The 26,889-nt window shown below is 34.1% G+C and carries 27 protein-coding genes and 1 pseudogene; 14 read left to right on the top strand and 14 right to left on the bottom strand.

Translation table 11 applies throughout. The annotated features are described in order from the left end of the window. Window positions 1-822, top strand: an 822-nt coding sequence (locus B3L86_RS03735; protein WP_291115167.1) for a murein hydrolase activator EnvC family protein, incomplete at its 5' end; no start/stop codon positions are given. Between the two features lie 74 nt (window positions 823-896). Here the strand turns inward: B3L86_RS03735 and B3L86_RS03730 are convergent. Together B3L86_RS03730 and B3L86_RS03725 are read right to left on the bottom strand one after the other, a co-directional pair. Beyond that, a complete protein-coding gene (locus B3L86_RS03730; RefSeq protein WP_291115165.1) occupies window positions 897-1,409 on the bottom strand; it encodes an acyl-CoA thioesterase in 513 nt (170 codons plus the stop codon). A gap of 75 nt (window positions 1,410-1,484) precedes the next feature. Continuing rightward, a complete protein-coding gene (locus B3L86_RS03725; RefSeq protein WP_291115164.1) occupies window positions 1,485-2,423 on the bottom strand; it encodes an SPOR domain-containing protein in 939 nt (312 codons plus the stop codon). 183 nt (window positions 2,424-2,606) lie between these two features. Here B3L86_RS03725 and dprA point away from each other — a divergent pair, with 183 nt between their 5' ends. After that, window positions 2,607-3,710: a DNA-processing protein DprA gene (gene dprA, locus B3L86_RS03720; protein WP_291115162.1), complete on the top strand. Its 1,104-nt coding sequence runs from the start codon at window positions 2,607-2,609 to the stop codon at window positions 3,708-3,710. Here dprA and B3L86_RS03715 read toward each other — a convergent pair whose 3' ends face one another. Both B3L86_RS03715 and trpS read right to left on the bottom strand, forming a co-directional pair. Beyond that, window positions 3,711-4,139: a hypothetical protein gene (locus B3L86_RS03715; protein WP_291115160.1), complete on the bottom strand. Its 429-nt coding sequence runs from the start codon at window positions 4,137-4,139 to the stop codon at window positions 3,711-3,713. Between the two features lies 1 nt (window position 4,140). Beyond that, the gene (gene trpS / locus B3L86_RS03710; RefSeq protein ID WP_291115158.1) at window positions 4,141-5,112 is read right to left on the bottom strand and encodes a tryptophan--tRNA ligase; all 972 of its coding nucleotides are present in this window, start codon (window positions 5,110-5,112) and stop codon (window positions 4,141-4,143) included. Between the two features lie 89 nt (window positions 5,113-5,201). On the opposite strand from trpS, the gene B3L86_RS03705 reads away from it, so the two are divergent. Further along, window positions 5,202-5,942, top strand: coding sequence for a lysophospholipid acyltransferase family protein (locus B3L86_RS03705; RefSeq protein ID WP_291115156.1), 741 nt, complete (start codon window positions 5,202-5,204; stop codon window positions 5,940-5,942). Window positions 5,943-6,058: 116 nt separating this feature from the next. Here B3L86_RS03705 and B3L86_RS03700 read toward each other — a convergent pair whose 3' ends face one another. The 4 genes and pseudogenes from B3L86_RS03700 to recA all read right to left on the bottom strand — a co-directional run bounded on the left by B3L86_RS03700 (window position 6,059) and on the right by recA (window position 9,658). Then, entirely contained in the window at window positions 6,059-7,573 is a 1,515-nt protein-coding gene (locus B3L86_RS03700) for an outer membrane beta-barrel protein (RefSeq protein WP_291115154.1), read from the bottom strand. A 2-nt stretch (window positions 7,574-7,575) separates the two neighbouring features. Next, a pseudogene (locus B3L86_RS03695) lies at window positions 7,576-8,127 on the bottom strand (RNA polymerase sigma factor). Between the two features lie 23 nt (window positions 8,128-8,150). Then, window positions 8,151-8,564, bottom strand: a complete 414-nt coding sequence (locus B3L86_RS03690) for a hypothetical protein (RefSeq protein ID WP_291115152.1) — start codon at window positions 8,562-8,564, stop codon at window positions 8,151-8,153. Window positions 8,565-8,653: 89 nt separating this feature from the next. Continuing rightward, entirely contained in the window at window positions 8,654-9,658 is a 1,005-nt protein-coding gene (recA, locus tag B3L86_RS03685) for a recombinase RecA (RefSeq protein ID WP_291115150.1), read from the bottom strand. 138 nt (window positions 9,659-9,796) lie between these two features. On the opposite strand from recA, the gene B3L86_RS03680 reads away from it, so the two are divergent. From B3L86_RS03680 to B3L86_RS03670, 3 genes are read left to right on the top strand one after another with little or no spacing between them, the layout of a single operon-like run. After that, window positions 9,797-10,531, top strand: coding sequence for a lysophospholipid acyltransferase family protein (locus B3L86_RS03680; RefSeq protein WP_291115148.1), 735 nt, complete (start codon window positions 9,797-9,799; stop codon window positions 10,529-10,531). A gap of 4 nt (window positions 10,532-10,535) precedes the next feature. Further along, window positions 10,536-11,525 carry an acyl-ACP desaturase gene (locus tag B3L86_RS03675; RefSeq protein ID WP_291115146.1) on the top strand — a complete coding sequence of 330 codons (990 nt, stop codon included), beginning with the start codon at window positions 10,536-10,538 and terminating at the stop codon, window positions 11,523-11,525. A gap of 3 nt (window positions 11,526-11,528) precedes the next feature. After that, entirely contained in the window at window positions 11,529-12,173 is a 645-nt protein-coding gene (locus tag B3L86_RS03670; RefSeq protein ID WP_291115144.1) for an HD domain-containing protein, read from the top strand. Here the strand turns inward: B3L86_RS03670 and B3L86_RS03665 are convergent, their stop codons facing one another. The 6 genes from B3L86_RS03665 to B3L86_RS03640 are packed head-to-tail and all read right to left on the bottom strand — an operon-like array spanning window position 12,174 to window position 18,254. After that, complete coding sequence (locus B3L86_RS03665) at window positions 12,174-12,956, bottom strand: enoyl-CoA hydratase/isomerase family protein (protein WP_291115142.1); 783 nt, start codon at window positions 12,954-12,956, stop codon at window positions 12,174-12,176. A 13-nt stretch (window positions 12,957-12,969) separates the two neighbouring features. Further along, window positions 12,970-14,388, bottom strand: coding sequence for a sensor histidine kinase (locus B3L86_RS03660; protein WP_291115169.1), 1,419 nt, complete (start codon window positions 14,386-14,388; stop codon window positions 12,970-12,972). 53 nt (window positions 14,389-14,441) lie between these two features. Continuing rightward, the gene (locus B3L86_RS03655) at window positions 14,442-14,984 is read right to left on the bottom strand and encodes a CopD family protein (protein WP_291115140.1); all 543 of its coding nucleotides are present in this window, start codon (window positions 14,982-14,984) and stop codon (window positions 14,442-14,444) included. Next, a complete protein-coding gene (locus B3L86_RS03650; RefSeq protein WP_291115138.1) occupies window positions 14,971-16,326 on the bottom strand; it encodes an MATE family efflux transporter in 1,356 nt (451 codons plus the stop codon). The genes B3L86_RS03655 and B3L86_RS03650 overlap by 14 nt, the downstream gene beginning before the upstream one ends. Beyond that, window positions 16,326-17,363 carry a ferrochelatase gene (gene hemH / locus B3L86_RS03645; protein ID WP_291115136.1) on the bottom strand — a complete coding sequence of 346 codons (1,038 nt, stop codon included), beginning with the start codon at window positions 17,361-17,363 and terminating at the stop codon, window positions 16,326-16,328. Before hemH ends, B3L86_RS03650 begins: the two co-directional genes overlap by 1 nt. Before the next feature lie 24 nt (window positions 17,364-17,387). Next, window positions 17,388-18,254, bottom strand: a complete 867-nt coding sequence (locus B3L86_RS03640; protein ID WP_291115134.1) for an AraC family transcriptional regulator — start codon at window positions 18,252-18,254, stop codon at window positions 17,388-17,390. Between the two features lie 229 nt (window positions 18,255-18,483). Here B3L86_RS03640 and hemA point away from each other — a divergent pair, with 229 nt between their 5' ends. From hemA to hemB, 8 genes are all read left to right on the top strand, one after another. Next, window positions 18,484-19,740: a glutamyl-tRNA reductase gene (hemA, locus tag B3L86_RS03635; RefSeq protein ID WP_291115132.1), complete on the top strand. Its 1,257-nt coding sequence runs from the start codon at window positions 18,484-18,486 to the stop codon at window positions 19,738-19,740. Then, complete coding sequence (gene hemC, locus B3L86_RS03630) at window positions 19,737-20,660, top strand: hydroxymethylbilane synthase (protein ID WP_291115129.1); 924 nt, start codon at window positions 19,737-19,739, stop codon at window positions 20,658-20,660. Before hemA ends, hemC begins: the two co-directional genes overlap by 4 nt. A 10-nt stretch (window positions 20,661-20,670) precedes the next feature. After that, entirely contained in the window at window positions 20,671-22,413 is a 1,743-nt protein-coding gene (locus B3L86_RS03625; protein ID WP_291115127.1) for a TrkH family potassium uptake protein, read from the top strand. An 11-nt stretch (window positions 22,414-22,424) separates the two neighbouring features. Then, a complete protein-coding gene (locus B3L86_RS03620) occupies window positions 22,425-23,108 on the top strand; it encodes a potassium channel family protein (protein ID WP_291115125.1) in 684 nt (227 codons plus the stop codon). After that, complete coding sequence (locus B3L86_RS03615; RefSeq protein ID WP_291115123.1) at window positions 23,098-23,787, top strand: uroporphyrinogen-III synthase; 690 nt, start codon at window positions 23,098-23,100, stop codon at window positions 23,785-23,787. Before B3L86_RS03620 ends, B3L86_RS03615 begins: the two co-directional genes overlap by 11 nt. Before the next feature lie 23 nt (window positions 23,788-23,810). Continuing rightward, the gene (gene hemE / locus B3L86_RS03610; RefSeq protein ID WP_291115121.1) at window positions 23,811-24,836 is read left to right on the top strand and encodes a uroporphyrinogen decarboxylase; all 1,026 of its coding nucleotides are present in this window, start codon (window positions 23,811-23,813) and stop codon (window positions 24,834-24,836) included. Window positions 24,837-24,913: 77 nt separating this feature from the next. Further along, window positions 24,914-25,828 (top strand): oxygen-dependent coproporphyrinogen oxidase, encoded by a 915-nt coding sequence (gene hemF, locus B3L86_RS03605; RefSeq protein WP_291115119.1) that lies wholly within the window; start codon window positions 24,914-24,916, stop codon window positions 25,826-25,828. Between the two features lie 71 nt (window positions 25,829-25,899). Next, a complete protein-coding gene (gene hemB, locus B3L86_RS03600; RefSeq protein ID WP_291115117.1) occupies window positions 25,900-26,889 on the top strand; it encodes a porphobilinogen synthase in 990 nt (329 codons plus the stop codon).

Raw genomic sequence — 26,889 nt, 5'->3', positions numbered from 1 at the left:
AAAAGAGCTCAATATATGAAGCAATATGCGGGCTACAGAAAATCGCAAGGCGATGAAATAAAAATAAAATCAGATGAATTAGCCATTCAAAATGAAAAACTTTCTACTCAAAAAACTGAAAAAGAAATTTTAATAAAAGAACAAGAAAAAGAAAAAATTGCTTTACAACAAGAGAAAAAGGAACAAGAAAAGTTGGTTAATTCTATAAAAAAGGACCAGAAGAAAATTGCAGCAGAGATAAAGAAAAAGCAACAGGAAACTGCTGAAATTGACAAAAAAATTCAACAAATTATTCGTGCAGCAATTGCTGAAGCAAATAAGAAAACGGCAAAATTAACCGGAGAAAAAACAGTTTCTACCGGAACGTCGAGCACTAAATTTGTATTAACACCGGAAGGTAAAATCATATCCAACAATTTTAAAGCCAATAAAGGAAACTTACCTTGGCCGGTTAGCAAAGGTTTTGTTTCGGTTAAATTTGGGTCGCAGCCACATCCGGTTGTAAAATCAACATTAATTCAAAGTAGCGGTGTTGAAATCACCACAGAAGAGGGTTCTGACGCAATGGCTGTTTTTGAAGGCGAAGTAGTTTCAATTCAAATAATAACACCAATAAAAAAAGCAGTTTACATCCAACATGGAGATTTCATAACAGTTTATCATAATTTAAGTTCTGTTTCTGTAAATAAAGGTGATAAAGTAAAAGTGAAACAATCTATCGGTAAAATCCACACGGATGCTTCAGGAAGAACCACAATAAGGTTTTCAGTACTTCAGAACGATACTTTTTTGAATCCGCAATTGTGGCTTTCTAATATGTAAAAAATAAAAATGCGAATTAAAGTTTCTTACAACTTTTAATTCGCATTTTTTATAATGTCTAAAAGATAACAAGCTTATTCTACAAACAAAGCTTTTAACTCCGTAGCTTCATGAGGTTTCATTTTACCTGCTAATACTAAACTCAGTTGTTTTCTTCTCAAAGCGGCTTCAAATCGTTGTTTTTCTAATTCTGTTTGTGGTTCAACCGGTGGAACAGCAACGGGCGTTCCGGTTTCATCAACAGCAACAAAAGTATAGATAGCTTCATTTGCTTTGCTTTTAATGCCGGTTTCACGATCTTCAATCCAAACATCAATAAAAATTTCCATAGATGTTTTAAAGGTTCGCGATACTTTTGCTTCAACGGTAACCACACTTCCCAAGGGAATTGCTCTGTTGAAAGCAACATGATTTACAGAAGCGGTTACACAAATTCTTCTGGAGTGTCTTCTCGCGGTGATACTTCCCGCTCGATCCATTCTGGCTAACAATTCGCCACCAAATAAATTATTCAAAGGATTGGTCTCACCCGGTAAAACAATGTCTGTTAATGTTGTTAAAGAGTCTGAAGGATATTTAGGCTGCATAGTTTTTTTTGCAAAGGTAAAAAACAACCCATAGAGTTACATCACATGTGCCAAAAAAAAGACCCAATCGGGTCTTTATTGTAATTCTTGCACTAATATCCAAGCATCTTTGGAATGATTTTGAGTGATGGCTTCACGAGCTTTTTGAGCTTCATCAGGCGTGGCATAACTGCCATATAAAACTTGATGTAATCCGAATTTATTTGGAGCAATTTTTCTGGCTTGAAAACCTTGCTCAACTAATTGTTTTAGCAATTTTTCTGCATTTCGTTCTTCTCTGAAAGCTCCGGCAACGATATGATAATTTTGTTTTTTATCAGCATAAGTCATTGTTACAGATGGTAACGGATTTTGAATAAAAAAAGTAGCTTCTTGAATTTTTTGTTCCACTTTTTGTTGAACCGATTTTTCAACAGCCAATCGGTCTTCTTCAATTTTTGATTCGTACCATTGGTTTCCAAAATAAGCCGCAAACGAAATTCCTAAAGCAAAAACAGCGGCATATTTTAACCAATTATTCTTATCTCGTGTTTCTGGTGTGATACTAATTGGAGCTTTAGTTTCCAAAGCAACAACTTGTTCTTTATAAACTTCACGTTTAACAGGGGGCGAAACAAAAGAAGCCAACCCAAAGGCATCGGTTAAATAATTTAACGCTTCATAAGGTTCAAAAACCATGTTCCCTTCAGAATTTAAGGCTATTTTACCAACGTTTTTAATCACAACTGTACTATTGTTTTGAAGTAAGCTTTTCCATAAAGTCACAAAATCTTCAATCAATTCTAATGCTTGATTATAAGATATTTTTTCAGACAAGGCAATATGCTGTGTTAATAAACCGTCGTTATTTTTTATATTGGAATTAAAAGCAATTACCTTTTTTGGCGGATAAAAAGTATTCGACGATTCATCCAAATGTGCAGACCGGATTTCGGTTAAAAAGGCACCAAATCCGGGAACAGTTACACACTGATATCGGTAAAGTAATTGCGATAAATAATTGTCGATTCTCATAGTAACAAAGAAAATAGAAATAGGGTATCAAACAAAATTTTATCAACAAATTTTATCAACAACAAGCACTTTTCCGACAAACAGCTCATTTCAAGAAAATTAATATTATTAGGATTACAAAAAAGACAATAAATTTTACAATTTCAAAAAAATTTAGTTCCTTTGACTATCTATTTATAAGCCATGAACACCACAGATTTATTTTATACCTTAGCATTATTGCGAGTTGAAGGCGTTGGCGACATTGTTGCCAAAAAACTCATTAACCACTGCGGATCTGCAGAAAATGTATTCCTAGAAAAAAAATCAAAACTTGAGACAATTGAAGGAATAGGGCAGATTTTAATTAAAAATCTAAAAAACAAAACTGTTTTTGAACTTGCAGAAAAAGAACTTCAATTTATCGAGCAGGAACAAATTTCGACTTGTTTTTACCAGGAAGACACCTATCCAAATCGATTGAAACATTGCATTGACGGCCCTGTTTTGTTGTTTTCAACAGGAACAATTAATTATGAAAATAAAAAAATTCTCAGCGTTGTAGGAACACGTCAAATTACAAGTTATGGAACTGATTTCTGCAAACAATTGATTGAAGATTTAGCCCCTTTGGATCCAATAATTGTTAGCGGATTTGCATATGGTGTTGATATTGTGGCTCATCAAGCTGCAATCGATAATAATTTGCAAACTATAGGAGTTTTGGCTCATGGAATGAATCAAATATATCCGCAATCGCATAAAAAGTATGTTTTAAAAATGGAGCAAAACGGAGGTTTTTTGACCGAATTTTGGAGTACATCAAATCCCGATAAAGAAAATTTTGTTAGACGAAATAGAATTGTTGCCGGAATGTCTGAAGCCACCATTGTGATTGAAAGTGCAAACCGAGGCGGGTCTTTAATTACGGCTACTTTGGCCTCAGATTACAATCGGGATGTGTTTGCTCTTCCTGGAAGAAATACAGATAAGTATAGTGTTGGATGCAATAATCTTATTAAAACGCAACGGGCACATTTGTTAACTTCTGCGGCAGATATTCTCTATATTTTAAATTGGAAGACTGACGAGGCAACCGCAAAACCCATTCAGAAGCAATTGTTTGTTGACTTGGATAATGATGAACAAAAAGTATTTAATTTTCTTCAAAAAAGCGGCAAACAACAAATGGATGACATTGCGTTGGAATGTGATTTTCCGGTTTTCAGAATTTCATCAATTCTTTTAAACTTAGAACTAAAAGGAGTTGTGAGACCTTTACCCGGAAAACTGTTTGAAGCGATTTAACTATAGTGTTTTTTCCCAAACCACTTCATATTTGGCATATTGGCCATTTTCATAAGGCTCAATAATATATATTTTAGGAAACAATTGGTTGATGTTTTTTTTGAATTCTGCTTCTTCTTCGCGAGAGAGCAACTCATCTAACGTAATCATTTTATAACTTGAGAGTAGAGAAGCATCAACCGTTTCAAATTTGTTATTTTGAAATTCAAACACAAAGATATTTCTACATAAGATGAAACGGGTCACATTTACTTTTCTATGTCTTTTTTGAGTATAACTGAATTTTATTTTTTTTAGAGGTTCTTTACTAACCGGATAGTGACATGTAGCGGTAGCATTTTGATTGAATAGGATATACACAGGTTCGCTCTCCTGACTAAATCCGAAAAGTGAAAACAATAAAATTATCAGTGTGTAATTTTTTTTCATTTTATAAAAAACCTAATTTATTTCGAACACGTTGCAAAACACCATTGGCAACTTCACTTGCTTTTGCAGCTCCTTCAGCCAAAGCTTTGTCAACCTCAGTAAGGTTGTTCATATAATAAGTATATTTTTCTCTTTCTGTTTTAAAACGTTCCAACAAAAGTTCAAACAAGGCTTGTTTGGCATGTCCGTAACCATAATTACCACCAAGATAATTGGAAGTCATCATTTGTATTTGTTCGGGAGTTGCCAATAATTTATAGATAGCAAAAACCTTGCAAGTTTCAGGATCTTTTGGTTCTTCTAAAGGTTTACTGTCTGTTTCAATAGACATAATTTGTTTTCGTAACGCTTTATCATCCAAAAATATATTGATAATATTTCCTCTGGATTTACTCATTTTATGACCATCTGTTCCGGGAATATACATGGTTTCTTCTTGAATTTTTGCATCCGGCAACACAAAGGTTTCACCCATTTGGTGATTGAATCTGGAGGCAACATCTCGGGTTATTTCAAGATGTTGTAACTGATCTTTTCCAACGGGAACCACTTCGGCGTCATATAATAAAATATCAGCAGCCATAAGCATAGGATAAGAAAATAATCCGGCGTTTACGTCATCTAATCTATCCGCTTTGTCTTTAAATGAATGAGCCAAAGTCAAACGTTGAAATGGGAAAAAACAACTCAAATACCATGACAATTCCGTGGTTTGTGGTACATCGCTTTGACGATAAAAAATCACTTTGTTGATGTCTAATCCACAGGCCAACCAAGTGGCAGCAACACTATAGGTGTTTTCTCTTAAAGTGGCACCTTCTTTTATTTGAGTAATGGAATGTAAATCTGCTATAAATAAAAAGGAGGTGTTTTCTGGTTTGTTTGCCATTTCAATGGCAGGTAAAATGGCTCCCAATAAGTTTCCTAAGTGTGGTGTTCCTGTCGCTTGAATTCCGGTTAAAATTTTTGCCATAGTTGTTTTTTCTAAATATAGATGGTTCCTTTTTTAGCAAAGGTAAATCTTTTATCAAAATTTACCAGCTTATGCTTACATTTGACTTCATGAAGTTATTTAAAATTATTTTTTGGGTGCTGTGGAGAATTTGGTTTTATATCCTTGTAACAGGAATAATTCTAATTCTATTCCCGCTATTAGTGATTTCAATTCTTAAAGAAGAATGGTATCCTTTTTTCTTTAAATTAGCTCGTTTTTGGGCCAGAAGCATTTTATTTGGAATGGGTTTTTATGTAAAACTCGAACAAGAACAAGCTTTAGAACCAGGAAAAAGTTATATGTTAGTGGCCAATCATACTTCAATGACAGACATTATGTTGATGCTTAGTGTGATTAAAAATCCGTTTGTTTTTGTGGGAAAAAAGGAGTTGGTAAAAATTCCTTTGTTTGGTTTTTTTTACAAAAGAACCTGCATTTTAGTGGACAGAAATAATTCAAAAAGCCGATCTGCTGTTTTTGAAAGAGCTCAAAAAAGATTAAACCAAGGATTGAGTATTTGCATCTTTCCTGAAGGTATGGTGCCCGATGATGAAAGTATCTTATTGGAAGAGTTTAAAGACGGTGCTTTCAGACTGGCAATTGATCATCAAATTCCAATTATTCCAATAACTTTTGCAGACAATAAAAAACGATTCTCATATACTTTTTTTAGTGGAAGCCCTGGTCTTATGAGAGCAAAGATTCATTCGTTTATTGATACAAAGGGGTGTACGAACGATGATAAAAAACAACTTAATGAAAAAGCAAGAAACGTGATTTTAAATCAGTTAATAGCGTATATAAAATAAGAAAAGAGCACTGTAGCAGCGTGCTCTTTTCTAAGGTTATTACTGATTTTGGGAGAAAAAGCAATAACGAACTTAACTAAAAACATATTTTAAACTATTAAGCTAAATTGTAAAATTTAAAATCTATAATTTATTCCTGTATATAAACCTATAAAGTAAGGTTTGAAATTACCAGGGTTATTGTTAAAGGTATTTAGTTGGTATTTAAACATTGGTTCAAAGTTGGCTTGAAAATTTTTCAAAAATTTGTATTCTAAACCAACACCAAAATTGGCACTAAAGTGTATAGTGTTGATATTATTTGCTTCGCCTAAATTTCCAGAAAAACCGTCGTTGCTAAAAACCGAAACTTCATTTTCTATAAGAAACAAGCTACTTGCACCGCCTATAAAATTGATTCCAAATTTTCTATCAATTATTTTATAGGATAGTTCTAGTGGCATTTCTATAAATCCCATTCGCTGATTCATATATCCTTGATTTTTTTCTTGAATGGTATTTTCAACAAAAGTTGGGGTGTTGCTGGCATGTACCATAATGGGATTTCCTATATTAGAATAGTTAATAGTTCTAAGCATGTTTGAATTTAATTCAGCAAAAAACACAACATCATTAGTGTTATAGCCCAGATTTACCTTACTTATTCCAGTTCTCAAAGATATTTTAGGGTTAACTGCATATTGCAACCCAATTCCAAAAGCCATATCATTTTGATACTCTTTAGCATTAGAAGCAAATTCAGCATCAATAGGTGAGCCGTTGGAGACAGAATTAAAATAAACAGGGGCAACTAGCGGACCTATTTGCCACCTGTTTACTTTTGGTTCTTTAGAGAAATTCTTTTCTTTTTCTTTTAGCAATTCTTCCAACGTATTAGGTTCTGTTTCTTGCAAAACAAGAGCAGAATCTATTTCTTTAACAAACTCTTTGAGTGAGGATGTTTTTTTTATTTTATTTTCCAACTCTGATTGATGAACTAAATCAGGCGTTGAATTTTCATTTTTCTTAAGGTTGGGTTCAATAAAAGACTTATCTTCCAAAGTGCCGTTCTTTTCTTTTAAATCTGAGGCAGAAACATAACCTTTATGTAACAATTCTTCATCGCTATGTTTTTCAGTTTTAGCAATCTTGTTTTTGTCAGTTTTTGTTTTTAAAATGCTATTGATAGTGCCATTGCCACGGTATTGAACTGTGTTTTGTTTTTGTTGTGCTTCAATTTGTTCTTTTGTCAAGGTGGAAATGGAATTTGAATTGGTGGCAGCGTTACCTTGATTGTCTTTTTGCTTTATATTATTATTTTGTTGTGCTTCAACTTCCATTTTATCTTGTTCAGAGGTAGATGAAGTTCCCAAAACGATTTCTGTATTTTTTGAGTTTTCATCATGTTTTAAAACATCTTGAGTATCCAAAACGATTGGTGTTTTCTCTTTTTCGGTTGAAAAGGGAATCAACAGCAATCCACCCAATAACAACGCGGCAACGCCACCTAATTTCCACCAAAGCGGAAATACTTTTCTTTTTTGAGTTGAATCTAATTTAGAAGCTATGTTGTTCCAGACATCGTTACTTGGAGCAGCCTCAAAGTCTTTGAGCTTTTCCTGAAACAAACGATCTATATTCTTTTTTTCCATGGTTAGGAATTATATTTTTTTTTATTATCAAACGAATCTGAAAATTCGTCAATTTTCCCTTTTAAAATCATGCGTGCTCTAGCCAAATTTGATTTCGATGTACCTTCATTAATATCCAGCATAGTTGCAATTTCTTTGTGTGTATAGCCATCCAATACATATAAATTAAAAACCAATCGATATCTGTCAGGCAGTTCTTGAATTATTTTCATTAAAAAATCCATTTACACAGACTCGTTTTCAATTTCAATTTCAACATCTTCTGCAATATTTTCATTTAAAATATCTAAAAAACTAATTTGTCTATATTGTTGAAGGCAGTGGTTTATCATAATTCGTTTTGTCCAACCTTCAAAAGAACCTTTAAAATTATATTGGTTTATTTTATTAAAAATTATAATAAAACCATCTTGTAAATTATCTTGTGCTTCAGCATAATTACGAGAATATTTCAAGCAAACAGTAAACAACTTGTTCACAAATAAGCGATACAAATGTTCCTGTGCTTTTCTATCATTTTTTTGACAATTACATATTATTTCATCTAATCCCACAAATTGATAAGTTCATTTACAGATTACTCAACTGGTATCTCAACTTCTTCAAAAATATTATTTCCTTCTTCGTCTTTTCCTTTATAAAATCTAAAAATATAAGTGTAAGGTGCAATTTCCATGGGCGAAAAATTAAAACTTACTTCAATTTCAGGAGAATTAGAACTTAGATCATTACAATTATTTCTTTCTTCTACTAAATTTTGAATTCCAATAGTTCTAATGTTTTCATGAATATCATAATAAAATCCTTCATAGAGGTGGCAAGATGAAAGAAGTTTATAAGTGACTGTTATGGGGTAAACAAGTCCGGTCTCTACAGTTTCTGGAACATTGTAACTTTCAACAGGTAAAATTACATAATGGAATTTGGGATAGTCGTCAACCGAACATGAAATTAACAATAATGTGATTAAAGTAAAAAGTATTTTTTTCATAATGCTATTAAATTCTATCAAGTAGATGTATTTGAAGACAAATGGTTGCGTCAAAATAAAAAAAACCACGTCTTAACGTGGTTTTTTTCTTAAAGTGCTTTTTCTTTTATTATTTCCTTGATTTTAGCTTCCAATTCGTCGGATAATTCAGGATTGTCTTTGATTAAAGATTTTACTGCATCTCGACCTTGACCCAATTTGGTTTCGCCATAACTAAACCAGGAACCTGATTTTTTTATCACTTCAAATTCAACAGCTAAATCTAGTATTTCTCCTGTTTTTGAAACTCCTTCACCATACATAATGTCAAATTCGGCAGTTTTAAATGGTGGTGCTACTTTGTTTTTTACCACTTTCACTTTTGTTCTGTTTCCAATCACATTATCACCATCTTTAATTTGAGTGGCTCTTCTGATATCTAAACGAACGGACGCATAAAATTTCAACGCATTTCCACCGGTTGTAGTTTCCGGATTTCCAAACATCACGCCAATTTTCTCACGCAATTGGTTGATAAAAAATACAGTACAATGTGTTTTGCTGATAGTTGCTGTAAGTTTTCTCAAAGCTTGCGACATTAAACGAGCGTGTAATCCCATTTTCGAATCACCCATTTCGCCTTCAATTTCACTTTTTGGTGTTAAAGCAGCTACAGAGTCAATTACAACAATATCAATAGCTCCTGAACGGATTAGATTTTCAGCAATCTCTAAAGCTTGCTCTCCATTATCAGGTTGAGATATGATTAAGTTTTCAATATCAACACCCAATTTTTCAGCATAATTACGATCAAAAGCATGTTCTGCATCAATAAAAGCAGCAATACCACCGGCTTTTTGAGCTTCTGCAATAGCATGCAAAGTCAAGGTGGTTTTACCTGAAGATTCCGGCCCATAAATTTCTATAACTCTTCCTCTAGGATATCCATTAACTCCTAAAGCAATATCAAGACCTAACGAACCCGAAGAAATTACTTCAACTTCTTCAACGGCCTTGTCTCCCATTTTCATCACAGTGCCTTTTCCATAGGTTTTGTCTAGTTTGTCTAAGGTTAACTGAAGGGCTTTTAATTTGGCTTCTTTCTCTGAACTCATAATATAGTGGCTTTAAATTTTAAATTTTTTACAACTGTAAAAATACTTTTTTTTTTAATGTAGAAATAAAATATTTATCACAAAAAGAGAATGTTTTACTAAAATCGATTTCTTATTTTTGTATTCATTTTAAAAAGCATGCAAAAACTAATTTCCTATCCAATTTCAATACTGTATTATTTATTGTTTGGAATACTTTTATGTATTTTCCATCCCATTCAATGGATATGTTTGAACGTGTTTGGATATGAAGCACACAAAAAAAGTGTAGGGCTGTTAAATTTCTTTTTGGTTCGCAATACACACATTTTGGGTACAACGTATGATTTTCAAAATAGGGAATTTGTTCCAAAAGACGTACCTTTGATTATTGTTGCAAATCATCAAAGTTTGTATGATATTCCGGCAATCATTTGGTTCATGCGTAAATGGCATCCGAAATTTATAAGTAAAAAAGAATTAGGAAAGGGAATTCCAAGTGTATCATACAATTTAAGACACGGTGGATCCGTTTTAATTGATAGAAAAGACCCAAAACAAGCTTTGGCAGCCATTAAAGTGATGGCAGAATATATTGAAGAACACAAAAGGTCTACTGTAATCTTTCCGGAAGGAACACGAAGCAAAACCGGTATTCCGAAAAAATTCTCTGAAAACGGATTAAAAATTTTACACAAATATGCACCTTCGGCATATATCGTGCCGATATCCATAAATAATTCTTGGAAAATGAGTCGCTTTGGACAATTTCCAATGGGATTGGGAAACCGAATTACATTTACAATTCAAGAACCTTTTCCAATCAAAGGAGTTCCTTTTGAAGAAGTAATGCAAAGAACAGAAAATGCCGTGATTAGCGGAATAAAAAATTAAAATTATGTCTATAAAAAACATTCGTTTAGAAGTAATGCAGTTGTTGGAAAAAAAGGTGGATACTTTCATGAACGATTACTTGATTCCTGTTGAAAAAATTTGGCAACCCACCGATTTGTTGCCCGATTCAGAAAAAGAAACTTTTTTTGAAGAAGTAAAAGAATTACGAGAAATTGCCAAAGATTTACCCTATGATTTTTGGGTAGTTTTGGTAGGTGATACCATCACCGAAGAAGCTTTGCCAACCTATGAATCTTGGTTGATGGAAGTGGAAGGGGTTGATAATGAAGAAAGAAATGGCTGGTCAAGATGGATTAGAAGTTGGACCGGAGAAGAGAATCGTCATGGTGATGTGTTGAACAAATACTTGTATTTATCAGGTAGAGTAAACATGCGTGAAATTGAAATGACGACACAACATCTTATTAATGATGGTTTTGATATTGGAACCGGAAAAGATCCCTATAAAAACTTTGTTTATACCAGTTTTCAGGAATTAGCGACGTATGTTTCACACAACCGTGTGGCTCAAATAGCAAAGAAATATGGCGACAACAAATTGTCTAAAATGTGCAAATTGATTGCCGGAGACGAAATGCGTCATCATCACGCATACAGTGAATTTGTCAATCAAATATTTAAAGTAGATCCTAGCGAAATGATGTTGGCTTTTCAATATATGATGAAACAAAAAATTGTGATGCCTGCTCACTTTTTGCGTGAATCAGGACAAAAAATTAGTTCTGCTTTTGAACAATTTTCTGATTCTGCTCAACGAATTGGGGTTTATACTGCCGCTGATTATGTTGACATTATGCAAAAGCTTATTGATAAATGGAAAATTGATCAAATCAACGGTTTGACCGATGAAGCCGAAAAAGCTCGTGATTATTTGATGAAACTTCCTGCGAGAATGGCAAGAATTTCAGATCGATTAGTTATTCCGGAAACCGGACATGTGTTTAAATGGGTGCAACCTGCTTTGGTGAAATAATTAATGACAATCATAGACAAAACCATTCTTTTTGTAAAACAACAACTTCAGGATGCCGAAGGTGGTCATGATTGGTTTCATATCGAACGCGTATTTAAAAATGCGGTTTTGATTGCTCAAGAAGAAGATTGTGACGTAACTGTTGTAAAACTAGGGGCATTATTGCACGACATAGCCGATTCCAAATTTCATGATGGCGACGAAGAAATTGGCCCAAAAACAGCAAGTGAATTTTTAAAAAGCGAAAATGTTTCCGAAGAAATAATTGAGCACGTCATTCAAATCATCAAAAATATTTCGTTCAAAGGCGGAAATTTTGAAAAAACCTTTTCATCCAAAGAATTAGAAGTTGTGCAAGATGCCGATCGACTGGATGCGTTGGGAGCCATCGGAATTGCGAGAGCTTTTAATTATGGTGGATTTAAAAACAGAGCATTATACAATCCGAATAGTGCTCCAAAATTGAATATGACTAAAGAAGAATATAAAAAAAGTGATTCGCCTACTTTGAATCATTTTTATGAAAAATTACTTCTTTTGAAAGACAAAATGAATACCGAAACCGGAAAAAAATTAGCTCAAGAACGTCACCGTTTTATGGAAACATTTTTGAGCCAATTTTATGCGGAATGGGAAGGGGAGAAGTAATTATTCTCCTTTAAAATCCGCTTTTCTTTTCTCTAAAAAAGCCGTTGTTCCTTCTTTGAAATCTGCGGTTCCAAATGATTTTCCGAAGTTTTTGATTTCTATTTCATAACCATTTACACCGTCTTTAAAATTGGCATTAACGGCCTGAATTGCATTTGAAATGGCAACAGGAGAATTTTTAGCAATTTTTGAAGCAATCCCTTTGGTAAATTCCAACAATTCTACTTGTGGAACGACATGATTAACCAAACCATAATTTTTTGCAGTTTCGGAATCAATCATCGAAGCAGACATAATCATTTCCATGGCTCGTCCTTTCCCAACTAATTGTGGTAAACGTTGCGTTCCGCCATAACCGGGAATTACGCCCAAAGTTACTTCCGGCAAACCCATTTTGGCATTGTCTGAAGCAATTCTGAAATGTGCAGACATAGCTAATTCCAAACCGCCACCAAGAGCAAATCCGTTAACAGCTGCAATGACTGGTGTGGATAAATTTTCCACAAAATCAAATAATAATTTTTGTCCTTGTGCGGCTAATTTTCCTCCTTCTTCCACAGAAAAATGGGCAAATTCTGAAATATCAGCTCCGGCAACAAAAGCTTTTTCACCGCTTCCTGTGATGATGATTACTCGGGTTGATTTGTCTTTATCTTCGGCATCAAAAGCATGATGAAGTTCTTCAATTGTAGCTTTGTTTAAAGCATTTAATTTGGTTGGTCGGTTGATTGTGATAATCGAAATTCCGTTATCTTTTTCTATTAAAATGTTTTCGTAATTCATGAGCTTTAAATTTTTATTCAATTGTTTTAACCGGAAGTGAAACTGTAAAAGTTGTTCCAACATTGGGTTGTGATTCAAAAGTAATTGTTCCGTTATAATTTTCAATTATTTTTTTTATGATTCCTAATCCAAGTCCCATTCCGCTTGATTTTGTAGTAAATTTAGGTTCAAATATTTGATTTTTTAAATCATTGGAAATACCAATACCATTATCTTGAACTGATATCTTAATTGTAGTATCTATTTGAAAAACGGAAACATTAATTGCTGGATTTTCTCTAGATTCAGGAATGGCTTGAATGGCATTTTTCACCAAATTGGTTATCACTCTAATGAGTTGGGTTCTGTCCATATTGGTAATAATTTTTTCTTCATTACTCTTAAAATGGATGTAAGGTTCATTAAATATTTCAAGTGCCAATTGAACACTTTTTACCACGTTTATGGTTTCGTTTTGTTGAGCCGGCATTGAGGCAAAATTAGAAAAAGCATTTGCTACAGAACTCATAGTGTCAATTTGCTGTAAAAGTGTTTTGGTGTAATCGTCAAGTTTTTTGGTAATTTCAGGATCGTTTGGGTCAAATTTTCGCTGAAAACTTTGAACGGTCAAACGCATAGGTGTCAGCGGATTCTTTATCTCATGAGCCACTTGTTTGGCCATTTCTCTCCAGGCTTCTTCGCGTTCGCTTTGTGCTAATTTCACAGCACTTTCTTCTAATTCATCAATCATGCTGTTATAAGCATCTACCAACAATTGAATTTCAGAACTAGAAGCCAATTGATCTATTTTTTCGTTTTTTCGGTTTAATCTGGTGATAGTAATTTTATCAGAAATATTTTTGATTGATTTTGTGATATAACTTGAAATAAAATAGGCCAAAACAAAGGCAATTAAAAACATTAGAGAGTAAACTTGAGCCAAATTGACTAAAAAGCGTTCGGCTTCTCGTTCATAATATTCATCATCTTCAATATAGGGCAAATTTAAAATTGCAATTGGTTTGAAACGCTCATCGTTGATTTGACTATAGGAAGCTCTATATTTTACATTTTGTAAATTCTTCATTTCAACATATCGCTTGTCAATGCTAGATTCAACCAGTTTTAAAACAGTATTAGAAATAGGTTGTGAGACACTATCAGTAGCAAATGAGGAACGAGAAGATTTTAATAAGTTGCCTTTTAAATCGTATAAATTGATTTCTAGAGTATGAATATCCGCAAGTTCATATATTCGATCTTTAAAAATCAACGGAATATTTTCTGTATTTACCGGATAGGTTGTGTTTTCAATTACATAATAAATATGATCTCTAATAGCACTTTCTTTTCGTTCTAAACGTTGTTTGTGGTATTCTTTTGCTTCTTGTTTGAATTGATAAATAGAAATGGAAGCCATCAATATTGAAGCTAAAAGCGTCAACGAAATCATAGCAATAAATATGCGAATTCGTAACGAAAGCTTTTTTATTTTGATGAATGAAATCACTTGTTTTTTGTTCTTATTTTTTTGTAAAATTGAAAGCCAAGCATGATTATAATTGAAAATAAAAAGATGCCAACCACGCCATAAATCCAATTTAAGGCATTTCTTAGTATTACCAAAAAAACTACTGCAAATAAAATTAGTGTTGCTCCTTCGTTCCAAATTCTAAAAAAATTCGAACTATTTTTGACTTTATTTTGTTGTAATTCTTTAAAAATGAGATGACATTTGATATGATATGCATACAAAAGAACTACAAATCCTAGTTTGACTATCATCCAATCTTGTTCTAACCAAGCAGGAATTAAATGTAATAACCAAAAAGCAAAAATGCTGGCTAAAATCGCACTTGGCCAAGTGATGATATACCATAACCTATATTGCATTAACTGGTATTGTTTGATTAAAATACTTTGTTCCGGTTCCGGTTTTTCTTTCGCTTCAGCATGATAAACAAATAAACGCACAATGTAAAACAGCCCGGCAAACCAAGTGATCACAAAGATGAGGTGTAAGGCTTTGATGTAGTTATAAAATTCCATCCGGTTTTTCAATCAGTTTAGTAGTCATTTCTCTTCTCAAAAAGTAGGCCGTGATTATAGTTGATAAAACATCTGCAATCGGAAAAGCAACCCATACTCCAAAAATACCAAAATAATTTGGCAAAATCAGCACAAGCGGAATCAGAAAAAATCCTTGTTTTGATAAAGTTAATAATAATGCAGGAATCGCTTTTCCCGCTGCTTGAAAATAAGCCGCCCCAATGAGTTGCAATGCAATAATTGGAGTAGCAGCAAAAACCCAACGCATTGCTTGTGGTGTTTCGGCAATTACATCGGCATCGTTAGTGAAAACTGAAACAATTGGCCGAGCGAAGACTAATATTAAAATAAAAATAAACGTAGCCAAAACAGCCGCATATTTTATCGAAATAGAAATAGTTTCCTTTACTCGATTGTAATTTTCGGCACCATAATTATATCCGGCAATCGGTAAAAAGCCGTGCGTAATTCCCAAAATGGGAAACAACGCAAACATCAACATTCGACTAATGATTCCGTAAACCACGACAGAATGTTCGCCCCCATACGTAAACAAAGTATGATTGATGATGATGGCTAGAATACTCACAACTCCTTGACGGGAAAACGTTACTAATCCTAGCGAAGAAATTTCTTTTACAAGCGATAAATTAAATTTATAATGATGAAGCGATGGTTTTAGTTCACTTTTTTTGATGAAAAACCAAAGAATAAAAACAAAACACATAAAATAGGAAATCGTTGTGGCTAAAGCCGCTCCGAACATTCCCATATCAAGAAATTTGATAAAAACAATGTCGAGAAAAATGTTTCCAAATGCAGGAATTATCATTGCCATCATTGCAAATTTGGCCTTCCCTTCAGCACGAATCACATTATTTCCCATCATACAAAGAGCCAAAAAGGGAACTCCCATTAAAACGGGTATAAAAAATTCTTTGGCCGGTTTCATGATTTCGCCATTCGCTCCAAAAAGCAGTAAAATTTCATCGGAAAATAAAAAACCAATGATTACAAAAAAGAAGGCTAAAACTAAGGTCATCATAATTTGATTTCCAAAAGTTCTATAGGCTTTTTCTTTGTCTCTTGCTCCTAAAGCTCTTGAAATAATGGAGCTTCCGCCAATTCCAATGGCCATTCCCAACGAAGAAATTAAAAAGGTAATAGGTAAAACTACAGTAACAGCAGCTATGGCCAAGGATCCAATCCATTGTCCCACAAAAATGGTGTCAACTAAAATATTAATCGACATAAATAGAATTCCAATAGAGGCCGGAACAGCTTGCTTAATCAACAATTGTTTGATATCATCTGTGCCTAAAGCTCCGGATGATTTAGCCATTATTTTGCAGTTTCTGTTTCAGCAAAAGCCCATTGGTCAATCCATCGGCTTAAAGTTTTGCACCAATCATCATCGTCGTTTAAACAAGGGATTGCTAAAAATTCTTCGCCGCCATTTTCTTTGAATTCATGATTGGCTTCCATCGCAATTTCTTCCAACGTTTCCAAACAATCAGACACAAATGCAGGGGTTACAACCGCTAATTTTTTTATTCCTTTTTCAGGCATTTTGTTGATTTCTGTATCGGTATATGGTGTGAGCCACTTATCTCCGGCCAAACGTGATTGAAACGTTTGACTGTATTTTCCTTCGGGAATTCCTAAAAATTCAACCACTTGTTTGGTGGTTTCATAACATTGATGACGGTAGCAAAATTCGTGTGCCGGTGATGGTGTATTGCAACACGAACCATCAATCTTGCAGTGACTTTTGGTGACATCGGTTTTGCGAATATGACGTTCCGGAATGCCGTGATACGAAAACAATAAGTGATCGTATTCAAAACCTTCCAAATGTTTTTTGATGGAATTTGATAAATCTCGGATGTAATCTTTTTGGTTGTAAAAAGCAGGTAGAATCGTGAAATTCATATTTGGGAATTTCTTTTTACGAATTTCTTCTGCCAAAACTAAAATGGTTACCGTTGAAGCCATCGCGTGTTGCGGATATAAAGGAAAAAGCATCACTTCCGTCACACCTTGATCGTGTAATTCTTGTAAGCCGGATTCAATGCTTGGTTTTCCGTAACGCATGGCTAAACTCACAGGAATGCTTGTGTTGGCTTGCACTTTTTTGTGCATTCTTTTGGAAAGGACAATCAATGGCGAACCTTCATCCCACCAAATTTTGGCATAAGCTTCGGCTGATTTTTTTGGTCGGGTTTGTAAAATGATTCCGCGAACTATCAAAGCTCGTAATAAAAACGGAACGTCAATCACATATTTATCCATTAAAAATTCGTCTAAATACGGCTTAACATCTTTTGGGGTTGGACTTTCGGGCGAACCTAAGTTGACTAATAATACTCCTTTTTTCATTTTTTATGTAGCAATTTATTTTTTCTAATTTGACAATGACATTAAATATTTCTTCGGAGTTGTTCCGAATTTCTTTTTGAACGCAGCAATAAAATGCGATGCCGTGCTGTAACCAATTTGTACACCCACTTCATTTACATTGTATGTTCCGCTGTCTAGCAATTTTCGGGCGTATTCCATCTTGTAATCAAACAAAAAGCTATACACGCTATCGCCGTAGATTTGTTTGAAACCCATTTTTAGTTTCTTCAAATTCAAACCTACTTGATCGGCTAATTCTTGTAAACCCGGTGGTTCAGCCATATTGGCAATGACAATTTCTTTGGCTTTTTTAATTTTCAAGACATTTTCTTCGTCAATCAAAAAAGGACAATGGTCTGCATTCGGATCTTCGTTGCGGTTAAAGTACAAACTTAGCAGCTCATAGCCTTTACCTTTGTAATAGAGATTTTTTATAGAAGCATTGAGGTTATAATGGAAAATCTGATTGAGCACAATGGCCATTGACGGACTAATGTTTTCCTCAGCATAATATTTTTTCTCCCGATTATCATCACTCAAAAAGGGAATATATTCTGCTTCGTTTGAAAACAAAGTGTGAAATTTCTTAATCGAAACTAATACAGAAATTATCCAAGATTGTGGTGCAATTTCTAAATGAACCGGCAATTCTTTTTGTGGATTATAAAGCAAAAGTGATTTTTCTTCTTTCATTTCTAAAGCATAATTACCTTGATTGAAGATAAATTTTGCCTTTCCTTTTAATCCAAAATGAAACTGAATTAAACCCGTAGACACTTGTCTTTCAAAGCGAACCACCTCATCGGAGTCGTTTTGAAAACGGATTAAAATAAAGTCATCTTCAATTTTTATTTCTTCTTGAGAACCCATAGCGACATTTTTTCGTATATATCTCGGAAGGCTTGAATTTTGTTTATTTAGAATTATTCTAAACAAATACATTCAAAAGCGTTGAGAACACTACAAATATAAAAGAAATTACGATGAAAAGCATAATTTGGATTCGGATATCTTCAAGCGATACAAAAAGTACTTTGAGCGATACTTTTATAAAATAGATAATGATAATTTTGTTCAACTTTTTAGGAAAAGTGTATATATGGAAAATTTAAACTTGTCGAAACATCAAACCTTTTATGCGGTTGGATTGAGTTACAAAAAAGCAGATGCGGAGACACGAGGAAAGTTCAGTTTAGATGCGAAAGCAAAAACGAATATTTTGCTTCAAGCGAAACTAGAAGGAATTGACAGTTTGATTGTTACATCTACCTGTAACAGAACAGAAATATATGGTTTTGCACAACATCCGTTTCAATTGATTAAATTGATGTGTGAAAACAGTATTGGCACTGTTGAAGAGTTTCAACGTGTGGCTTATGTCTATAAAAATCAGGAAGCTATTTCGCACATGTTTCGTGTGGGAACCGGTTTAGACAGTCAGATTTTAGGTGATTTTGAAATCATTTCTCAAATAAAAAATAGTTTTGTAGAAAGCAAATCATTAGGATTGACCAATTCCTTTATGGAGCGTTTGGTTAATGCTGTGATTCAAGCGAGCAAACGCATCAAAAACGAGACAGAAATTAGTTCAGGAGCGACTTCGGTTGCTTTTGCTTCGGTTCAATATATTATCAATAATGTAGAAGGAATTTCTCAAAAAAACATTCTCCTCTTCGGGACTGGAAAAATAGGTAGAAATACGTGTGAAAATCTCGTAAAACACACTAAAAATGACCATATCGTTCTCATCAACCGAACCAAAGATAAAGCCGAAAAAATTGCCGGAAAATTCAATTTAATTGTAAAAGATTACACCGAATTACAACTAGAAATTCAGAAAGCCGATGTGTTAATTGTTGCCACCGGAGCTCAAAATCCTACCATTGACAAAGACATTTTAAATCTAAAAAAACCACTTTTGATTTTAGATTTATCTATTCCTAAAAATGTTGACGAAAATGTGAAATCACTCGAAAATGTTTCATTAGTTCATATGGATTATTTATCGCAATTGACAGATGATACCTTAGAAAAAAGAAAACTACATATTCCGGCTGCTGAAACGATTATAGATGAGGTGAAATCGGAATTTATTTCGTGGATGAAAGCCAGAAAATTTGCTCCAACGATTCATGCTTTAAAAGAAAAATTGAATTCAATCAAAGATGGCGAATTGGATTTTCAACGAAAAAAAATAACCAATTTTGATCAGGAACAAGCTGAGATTATCAGTAACCGAATCATTCAAAAAATCACAACCCATTTTGCCAATCATTTAAAAGATGACAACACGATGGTGGATGAAAGCATTGAATGGATTGAGAAAATTTTTCAAATTGAAACGGCTGTAAAATGAGTAAAACCATCAAAATTGGAACTCGTGACAGCGAACTCGCACTTTGGCAAGCTCATACCGTAGAAAGAAAATTAAATGATTTGGGTTATCAAACCGAAATTGTTTCTGTAAAATCGACAGGCGACATTATTCTTGACAAACCACTTTATGAACTCGGAATTACCGGAATTTTTACGAAAACTCTTGATATTGCTATGCTGAAAGGCGAAGTTGATATTGCCGTTCATTCGATGAAAGATGTGCCAACGGCTTTGCCAAAAGGAATTGTGCAAGCTGCGGTTTTAGAAAGAGCTTCAACGTTAGATATTTTAGTTCACAAAGGCGATTTAACTTTTTTAGAAAATTCGGGTACAATTGCTTCCGGAAGTTTGCGACGAAAAGCCCAGTGGTTAAATAAATATCCATCTCACCAAGTAGAAGATTTACGCGGAAACGTAAACACCAGAATGCAAAAATTGAAAGATAATAACTGGAACGGAGCTGTTTTTGCTGCTGCCGGTTTAGAACGAATCAATTTAAAACCTGAAACATTTATTAATTTAGATTGGATGATTCCTGCTCCTGCACAAGGTGCAATGGTGGTGGTTGCGATGGAAAATGATGCTTTTTCTCAGGAAGCTTTGGCTCATTTAAACCATAAAGAAACAGAAATTTGCACGTATGTTGAGCGACAATTTCTCAAAACGCTTGAAGGCGGTTGCACAGCACCAATCGGAGCATTAGCAGAAATAAATGAAGATGTAATTACACTAAAAGGGGTTCTTTTTTCATTAGACGGAAAAGTGAAATTAGAAATAGAAAAAACAATAAATACAACTTTATATCAAAATTTTGGCGAACTTTGTGCTACTGACATTTTACAAAACGGTGGTTCTGAATTAATGCTAAGTATAAAAACAACATTAAACCAAAAGCACTAACTATTGCTTTATGGAAAAAGATTCTATATTCAAGATAATCTATCGCTTTTTTGACCTCATTGTATTGACATACATCGTTTTCGATTTTGGATATAGCATACATGAAGAATACCACACCCCAAAATTCATAGGCTTAGTGCTAATTACCATTGCATTATTTGCCTTCAATATTTTTAAATACTTTTATTATAAATCTAAAGGAAGAAAAAAGGTTGCCTTTGTCAATTCAATTATAATTGGGGCTTTGCTTTTAATTTCATTAGTGATTTCAATTATCAATATTGATTCGCATTATCTGGATGTTTTGCGAAAAATAAGGCCCATTCTAGAAGCCGGTTTGATATTTTATTTCATCATTCGGTTAATGATTTTGGTTCGTTATGTTTATGAAGTGTATTATAATCCTGCCATTGTATTTGTTGGAAGTTTTTTTGCCATCATCATATTGGGGTCGTTTTTATTGATGCTTCCCAATGCAACAACAAATGGGATTTCATTTACTGATGCTCTATTTACCTCAACAAGTGCGGTTTGTGTTACAGGACTAATTGTGTTGGATACTGCTGTTGATTTTACAACTGTTGGACAAACAATTATTATTAGTTTGATTCAAATTGGCGGATTGGGAATTTTGACGTTTACTTCCTTTTTTGCTTTTTTCTTTAGAGGGAGTTCATCGTTTAAAGAAGGATTAAATGTTAGAGATTTTATTGCACAAGACACATTGAAAGACGTTTTAAAAACCGCCTTGAACGTGGTTGTATTTACTCTAAGCGTAGAAATAATCGGAGCTATATTTATTTATACATCTATTTATGAAAATCCTGAAATTGAAGATAAATTGTTCTTTTCCGTTTTTCATTCCATTTCTGCCTTTTGTAATGCCGGTTTTTCAACAATGTCAAATGGTTTGAGTGAATTTCATCTTCAATTTAATTATTACATGCAGTGGGTTTTAATAATTATGATTGTTTTTGGAGGATTGGGATATAACATTGTCTTTAATTTTTATCAATTAATTAAAACTAATGTATTGGAGTTTTTTGATCGATCAAGAATTCACAAACAAGTGAGTATTATGACATTAAATTCAAAAATTGTTATTTATACCACAGGATTGCTTTTGGTTGGTGGTTTTTGTTTTTTATCATTTTCAGAAATGAATAATTCCTTGCTTTTACACGATACGGTTTTTGGCAAAATAACCACTACAGCTTTTAATACCGTGACACCCAGAACTGCCGGATTTAATACAATGGATTTTTCAACCTTCACGGTTCCAACCTTATTGTTCATTATATTCTTGATGTGGATTGGAGCTTCACCGGCCTCAACAGGAGGTGGAATAAAAACGAGCACTTTTGCATTAGCAACGTTAAATATTTTTTCAATAGCAAGAGGCAAAAGTAGAATTCAACTTTTTGGAAGACGGATTTCTAGTGAATCAACCTCACGAGCGTTTGCCATTTTGTGTATTTCATTGATTGTGATTGGTTTTGCCATAATTGGTTTGCTTATTTTTGAGCCCAAAGGAACTGATTTATTGACAGTGGTTTTTGAGTGTTTTTCAGCTTATAGTACTGTCGGATTAAGTCTAGGATTAACACCTAACCTTACAGAACCAAGCAAATATATTATCATAGGAACCATGTTTATTGGAAGAATAGGAATGCTCAACTTGATGATTGGAATGCTTCGTCAAATCAATCATCAATTTTATGAATATCCAAAAGAAAATATTTTGATTAATTAAAATCGATACGAATGAAAGTTATCATATTTGGTTTAGGAAACTTCGGAATGTCATTGGCTTTAAGCCTAACTGAAACCGGGAATGAAGTGATTGGTGTTGACAAGCAAATGGACAAAGTAAACCTTATTAAAGATAAGATTTCGCATGCCATTTGTATGGATTCTACCAATGAATTGGCTTATGAATCATTACCTTTAAAAGACGCAGATAAAGTGGTTGTGGCAATTGGCGAAAATGAAGGGGCGGCTATAATTACAACCGCTATTGTAAAAAAATTATCAGAAGCAAAAATCATCAGTAGGGCTTTGTCGCCAATTCACGACACAGTTTTAGAAGCGATGGGAATTTACAGCATTATTCATCCGGAACAAGAAAGTGCGGATCGGCTAACAAAGCAAATCAACTTTAAAACAACTTTAGAAAATTATCAATTAGATAATAATTATACGATATCTGAGGTAAGAGCGAAACCTGAATTTTACGGGAAAACGATAGGTGAATTAAACGCCATTGATAAATATCATTTAAATGTGGTAACTATTATCAGAAAAAAAGAAAAAACAAATTTGATAGGAAAAAAATCAATTATTAAAGAGACTATCGGGATGCCAAATTCAGAGACCGTGATTCTTGAAGATGATATTTTAGTTGTTTTTGGCGAAAATAAAAACATTTCAATTTATTGTGACGAATAAAACAATCAGGATAGTATCAACAAAAAAACTTCAATCCAACCAAAAACAGTTTTTACTTAATGCTGATTTTCGATTGGTTGAAGCTGATTTTATTGAAATTGAGCTTACCAATTTTGAATTGAATTCCACATTTGATTTTTTGATTTTTACCAGTCAAAATGCTGTTTTAAGTGTTTTAAAAAATGAAAATCATTTAATTTTAAAAGATAAAATTTGTTTTTGTGTGGGAATAAAAACAAAACAACTTTTAGAGCAAAACGGATTTAAAGTTGAAAATTCATTCCATTATGCAGATGAGTTGGTTGCTTATTTATTAGAAAATCATACTGATAAAAAGTTCACTTTTTTCTCCGGAAATTTGAGAAGAGATACAATTCCAATAGCTTTTCAAAAAAAGGAGATTATTTTTGAAGAAATTGAAGTCTATAAAACTATTTTAACGCCACACAAAATAAATAGTCCTGTTGATGGGATTTTATTTTTTAGTCCGTCAGCTGTTCAAAGTTATTTAAAAGAAAATTCCATTTCAAACGAAGTTTGTTTCTGCATTGGAACAACAACAGCAAATGAAGTTGAAAAAACAACGAATAAAATTGTGATTGCCAACCAACCAACGGTTGAAAACGTAATCATACAAACTATAAACTATTTTAATAAATCAAATCCTGAAAAAGAATAATCAGGACAATAATTATAAAAATTATGCTTAAAAACGATCTTTTCTTAAGAGCTTTAAATAATGAAACTGTTGAACGTCCACCCGTTTGGATGATGCGTCAAGCCGGAAGGTATTTGCCGGAGTTCAGAGCCTTACGCGACAAATATGATTTTTTTACTCGTTGTGAAACACCGGAATTAGCTGCCGAAATTACAGTGCAACCTATTAGAATCGTAAAACCTGACGCTGCTATTCTGTTTTCAGACATTTTGGTTGTTCCAAGAGCAATGGGAATTCATGTGGAATTAAAAGACAATTTAGGGCCCATTATTCCCAACCCAATTCGCTCGATGGATGATGTGAATAAAACATTTGTTCCCGATGTTCATGAAACGTTAGGCTATGTTTTTGACGCCATCAAGTTAACTAAAGAAATGTTGAATGATGAGGTGCCATTGATTGGTTTTGCCGGTTCGCCATGGACAATTTTTTGCTATGCCGTGGAAGGAAAAGGTTCAAAAAGTTTTGATACTGCCAAAGGATTTTGTTTTTCAAATCCGGTAGCGGCTCATACGTTATTGCAAAAAATTACAGATACAACTATCTTGTATTTAAAAGAGAAAGTAAAAGCGGGCTGTAACGCTATCCAGATTTTTGATTCTTGGGGAGGAATGCTTTCTCCCGTTGATTATCAAGAATTTTCATGGCAATACATTAATCAAATTGTGGAAGCATTGGCTCCTCATACCAAAGTAATTGTTTTTGGAAAAGGATGCTGGTTTGCTTTGAATGATATGGCTAAATCAAAAGCTTCGGCTTTAGGAGTAGATTGGACGTGTTCAGCAAGAAATGCGAGATATTTATCCGGTGGGAAAATCACCTTACAAGGAAATTTTGATCCGTCACGATTGTTATCGCCTATTCCAACCATCAAGAAAATGGTGCATCAAATGATTGATGAATTTGGAAAAGACAGTTATATCGTTAACCTTGGACATGGCATTTTACCTAATATTCCCGTAGATCATGCCAAGGCGTTTGTGGAAGCGGTGAAGGAGTATAACAAGTAAACAGTCTCAGTCACAGTTTACAGCTGAACTGCGACTGAAAACCGCTCCCGAACCTTCGGGATGAAAACTGAAATTAAATGAAAAATAAATTCTACCAATACATCCAAAACCTCCAAAATCAAATTACTTCAAAACTAGAAGAAGTTGATGGTGTTGCCAAATTCCGAGAAGATATTTGGGAGCGACCGGAAGGTGGTGGAGGACGAACCCGCGTTATAGAAAATGGAAACGTTTTTGAAAAAGGTGGTGTCAACATTTCAGCTGTTCACGGGAAGTTGCCAGATTCGATGCAAAAATTATTTAATGTAGGCGAAGCCGATTTTTTTGCGTGCGGATTGAGCTTGGTTCTTCATCCAAAAAATCCGATGGTGCCAACGGTTCATGCCAACTGGCGTTATTTTGAAATGTATGATGAAAACGGAGCTATTATTAATCAATGGTTTGGTGGCGGACAAGATTTGACACCGTATTATTTATTTGAAGAAGATGCCACTCATTTTCACCAAACTTGTAAAACCGCTTGCGACAAACACAATCCGGAGTTCTATCCAAAATTTAAAAAGCAATGTGATGATTATTTTTGGAATGCTCATCGTTTTGAAGCACGTGGTATTGGCGGCTTATTTTTTGATTATTGTAAAGCATCCGATATGATGACAATGGAAAATTGGTTCAACTTTGTAACTGAAGTGGGCAATAGTTTTCTTGAGGCTTACGTTCCAATTGTTGAAAAAAGAAAAGAGTTACCTTTTACAGAAGCACAAAGAACTTGGCAGGAAATTCGCCGTGGTCGTTATGTTGAATTTAATTTGGTTCACGATAAAGGAACGCTCTTCGGATTAAAAACCAACGGCAGAATCGAAAGTATTTTGATGAGTTTGCCACCGCATGTGCAATGGGTGTATGACCATCATCCTGAAAAAGGAAGTGAAGAAGAAAAATTATTAAAAATATTGAAAGAACCGGTAGATTGGGTTGAATTTCATAGTTAATCAACTTGAAACTTGAAACCTGACACGAGCCCAAAGGGCGACTGGCGAAGCAAACCAAAAAACTAAAAGCTATGTTTCCACTCAGAAGAAATAGACGACTCAGAACCAACGAAACCATTCGTTCACTTGTACGCGAAACCATACTTTCTCCAAGCGATTTTATTGTTCCGCTTTTTGTGGTGGAAGGGAAAAACATAAAAGAAGAAATTCCTTCGATGCCTAATTATTTCCGAATGAGTCTCGATTTATTGGAAAAAGAAGTGAAAGAATTAGCTAAATTAAATCTGAAAACGGTTTTGGTGTTTGTAAAAGTTCCCGACAATTTAAAAGATAACAAAGGAACCGAAGCTTTAAATCCGAATGGTTTAATGCAACGGGCGGTGAAAGTAATCAAAAACGCCGTTCCGGATATGATTGTAATGACCGATGTGGCTTTAGATCCGTATTCGTCTTTTGGACATGATGGGGTGATTGAAAATGGCGTTATCGTAAACGATCTAACTTCTGCTATTTTAGCTGAAATGAGTTGTTCTCATGCCGAAGCAGGTGCCGACATCGTTGCTCCAAGTGACATGATGGATGGTAGAATTCTGGAAATTCGAGAAGCTTTGGAAGATGAAGGTTATATAAACACAGGTATTTTAGCGTATAGTGCGAAATATGCATCGGCTCATTACGGACCGTTTCGTGATGCATTAGATAGTGCTCCGGTTGATGTTCAAAATATTCCGAAAGACAAAAAAACCTATCAAATGGATTATCATAACCGCATCGAAGCGATTCGTGAAACAAGAATGGATATTGATGAAGGAGCGGATATTGTGATGGTAAAACCAGGCATTGCTTATTTGGATATTGTTCGAGAAATTAAAAATGCCTTTGATGTTCCGGTTGCGGTGTATCAAGTTTCAGGGGAATATGCCATGATTAAGGCCGCAGCAGAGAAAGGTTGGCTTGACCATGATGCAGTGATGATGGAACAAGTGACTGCTATTAAAAGAGCCGGTGCCGATATGATTGCAAGTTATTTTGCAAAAGAGGTGGTGAAAATAATTTCATAA

Source organism: Flavobacterium sp. UBA6135 (assembly GCF_002428305.1).
Taxonomy (GTDB): Bacteria; Bacteroidota; Bacteroidia; order Flavobacteriales; family Flavobacteriaceae; genus Flavobacterium.
Note: the sequence above shows the minus strand (reverse complement) of the source record. Positions and strands in the feature narration are given on the sequence as shown.